General features: G+C 62.3%; 1 protein-coding gene and 1 pseudogene. Both read left to right on the top strand.

Annotated features, from left to right (window positions below):
- The coding region (locus tag A3730_RS26285; protein WP_063539297.1) for a helix-turn-helix domain-containing protein at positions 1–342 on the top strand (342 nt) is incomplete at its 5' end.
- A pseudogene (locus tag A3730_RS26280) lies at positions 339–546 on the top strand (hypothetical protein); the annotation flags it as partial. The gene A3730_RS26285 and the pseudogene A3730_RS26280, both read left to right, overlap by 4 nt.

Below are 546 nucleotides of genomic sequence, written 5' to 3'. Positions count from 1 at the left end.
GATTTCCAGCACAGCCTGGGCATCGCCAAAAACATTCTCTGCAACCGCCTGTCGCGGCTGGTGGATAACGGCGTGATGGTGCGTGTGGACGTGGGCGAGCACGGCAAGCGCTACGAATACCGCCTCACCGACAAGGGCCGGGATCTGTTTACCGTGGTCACCGCCCTGCGTCAGTGGAGCGAACGCTGGAACGGCGAAAAAGACGCCATGCAACTGGTGGATGGCCACAGCGGCGAGCCGTTGGCACCGGTAGTGGTTCAGAACCAGCAGGGGAAAGTGCTCACCGTGCGGGATGTGCGGTTTGTGGATGAGGACGGCAAACCCTGGGAGGAGGTCGGGTGACTACCGTGCCAGCGCTGCAACAACGCTGGAACCGCGTCGTCGCCCGGCTAGTGCCCAACCCGCAAGCCACTTGGCAACAACTCGCCTCCCGCTACAGCGAGCCCCATCGCCACTATCACACCCTGCATCATGTCGCCGCCTGCCTGAACTGGCTGGATCAATACCGCCACCTCGCCGAAAACCCTCTATGCATTGAACTGGCCC

This window comes from Alcanivorax sp. HI0044 (genome assembly GCF_001634945.1).
The sequence above is the reverse complement of the archived record's forward strand: the minus strand, read 5'-3'. Positions and strand labels throughout refer to the sequence as shown.